This window comes from Serratia proteamaculans, from assembly GCF_004684015.1.
GTDB classification, from domain to species: Bacteria; Pseudomonadota; Gammaproteobacteria; order Enterobacterales; family Enterobacteriaceae; genus Serratia; species Serratia proteamaculans_F.
The window spans coordinates 1-2,963 of the sequence record NZ_SRIA01000025.1 but is presented as its reverse complement, the minus strand read 5'-3'; the positions used below and the strand labels follow the sequence as shown (position 1 = coordinate 2,963).

The following is a 2,963-nucleotide window of genomic DNA, read 5'->3' as shown; positions in this document are numbered from 1 at the left end:
CTCTCAAATCAAAACACTTTTGGTGTTGTAAGGTTAAGTCTCACGGATCATTAGTACTGGTTAGCTCAATGCATCGCTGCACTTACACACCCAGCCTATCAACGTCTTAGTCTTAAACGTTCCTTCAGGGGGCTCAAGGCCCCAGGGAAGACTCATCTCGAGGCAAGTTTCGCGCTTAGATGCTTTCAGCGCTTATCTTTTCCGCACTTAGCTACCGGGCAATGCCATTGGCATGACAACCCGAACACCAGTGGTGCGTTCACTCCGGTCCTCTCGTACTAGGAGCAACCCCTCTCAATCTTCCAACGCCCACGGCAGATAGGGACCGAACTGTCTCACGACGTTCTAAACCCAGCTCGCGTACCACTTTAAATGGCGAACAGCCATACCCTTGGGACCTACTTCAGCCCCAGGATGTGATGAGCCGACATCGAGGTGCCAAACACCGCCGTCGATATGAACTCTTGGGCGGTATCAGCCTGTTATCCCCGGAGTACCTTTTATCCGTTGAGCGATGGCCCTTCCATTCAGAACCACCGGATCACTAAGACCTACTTTCGTACCTGCTCGAGCCGTCACTCTCGCAGTCAAGCTAGCTTATGCCTTTGCACTAACCTCACGATGTCCGACCGTGATTAGCTAACCTTCGTGCTCCTCCGTTACTCTTTGGGAGGAGACCGCCCCAGTCAAACTACCCACCAGACACTGTCCTCACCCCGGATTACGGGGCCGAGTTAGAACATCAAACATTAAAGGGTGGTATTTCAAGGTTGGCTCCACGCAGACTGGCGTCCACGCTTCAAAGCCTCCCACCTATCCTACACATCAAGGCTCAATGTTCAGTGTCAAGCTATAGTAAAGGTTCACGGGGTCTTTCCGTCTTGCCGCGGGTACACTGCATCTTCACAGCGAGTTCAATTTCACTGAGTCTCGGGTGGAGACAGCCTGGCCATCATTACGCCATTCGTGCAGGTCGGAACTTACCCGACAAGGAATTTCGCTACCTTAGGACCGTTATAGTTACGGCCGCCGTTTACTGGGGCTTCGATCAAGAGCTTCGCCTTGCGGCTGACCCCATCAATTAACCTTCCAGCACCGGGCAGGCGTCACACCGTATACGTCCACTTTCGTGTTTGCACAGTGCTGTGTTTTTATTAAACAGTTGCAGCCAGCTGGTATCTGCGACTGGCTTCGGCTCCGAGAGCAAGTCTCTTCACCTACGCGCCAGCGTGCCTTCTCCCGAAGTTACGGCACCATTTTGCCTAGTTCCTTCACCCGAGTTCTCTCAAGCGCCTTGGTATTCTCTACCTGACCACCTGTGTCGGTTTGGGGTACGATTCTGTGTTACCTGATGCTTAGAGGCTTTTCCTGGAAGCTTGGCATCAACTACTTCTGCACCGTAGTGCATCGTCATCACGCCTCAGGGTTGAATGAATAACCGGATTTACCAGGTCATTCCCCCTACACGCTTAAACCGGGACAACCGTCGCCCGGCTAGCCTAGCCTTCTCCGTCCCCCCTTCGCAGTAACACCGAGTACAGGAATATTAACCTGTTTCCCATCGACTACGCCTTTCGGCCTCGCCTTAGGGGTCGACTCACCCTGCCCCGATTAACGTTGGACAGGAACCCTTGGTCTTCCGGCGAGCGGGTTTTTCACCCGCTTTATCGTTACTTATGTCAGCATTCGCACTTCTGATACCTCCAGCAACCCTCACAGGCCACCTTCAACGGCTTACAGAACGCTCCCCTACCCAACAACGCCTAAGCGTCGCTGCCGCAGCTTCGGTGCATGGTTTAGCCCCGTTACATCTTCCGCGCAGGCCGACTCGACCAGTGAGCTATTACGCTTTCTTTAAATGATGGCTGCTTCTAAGCCAACATCCTGGCTGTCTATGCCTTCCCACATCGTTTCCCACTTAACCATGACTTTGGGACCTTAGCTGGCGGTCTGGGTTGTTTCCCTCTTCACGACGGACGTTAGCACCCGCCGTGTGTCTCCCGTGATAACATTCTTCGGTATTCGGAGTTTGCATCGGTTTGGTAAGCCGGGATGGCCCCCTAGCCGAAACAGTGCTCTACCCCCGAAGATGAATTCACGAGGCGCTACCTAAATAGCTTTCGGGGAGAACCAGCTATCTCCCGGTTTGATTGGCCTTTCACCCCCAGCCACAAGTCATCCGCTAATTTTTCAACATTAGTCGGTTCGGTCCTCCAGTTAGTGTTACCCAACCTTCAACCTGCCCATGGCTAGATCACCGGGTTTCGGGTCTATACCTTGCAACTATTCGCCCAGTTAAGACTCGGTTTCCCTACGGCTCCCCTATACGGTTAACCTTGCTACAAAATATAAGTCGCTGACCCATTATACAAAAGGTACGCAGTCACCCAACAAAGTAGGCTCCCACTGCTTGTACGTACACGGTTTCAGGTTCTATTTCACTCCCCTCGCCGGGGTTCTTTTCGCCTTTCCCTCACGGTACTGGTTCACTATCGGTCAGTCAGGAGTATTTAGCCTTGGAGGATGGTCCCCCCATATTCAGACAGGATGTCACGTGTCCCGCCCTACTCATCGAACTCACAATTAATGCATTTTAGTGTACGGGACTATCACCCTTTACTGTGCGACTTTCCAGACGCTTCCACTAACACAAGAACTGATTCAGGTTCTGGGCTCCTCCCCGTTCGCTCGCCGCTACTGGGGGAATCTCGGTTGATTTCTTTTCCTCGGGGTACTTAGATGTTTCAGTTCCCCCGGTTCGCCTCATACGACTATGTATTCATCGTATGATAGTGCAACGAATTGCACTGGGTTTCCCCATTCGGGTATCGCCGGTTATAACGGTTTATATCACCTTACCGACGCTTATCGCAGATTAACACGCCCTTCATCGCCTCTGACTGCCTAGGCATCCACCGTGTACGCTTAGTCACTTAACCTCACAACCCAAAAGTGTTTCCACT

At 52.3% G+C, this 2,963-nt stretch carries 1 rRNA gene; it reads right to left on the bottom strand.

Annotated elements, in window-relative coordinates:
* Positions 1 to 29: 29 nt before the first annotated feature.
* Positions 30 to 2,939, bottom strand: a 23S ribosomal RNA gene (locus tag E5C26_RS24520).
* Positions 2,940 to 2,963: the final 24 nt, after the last annotated feature.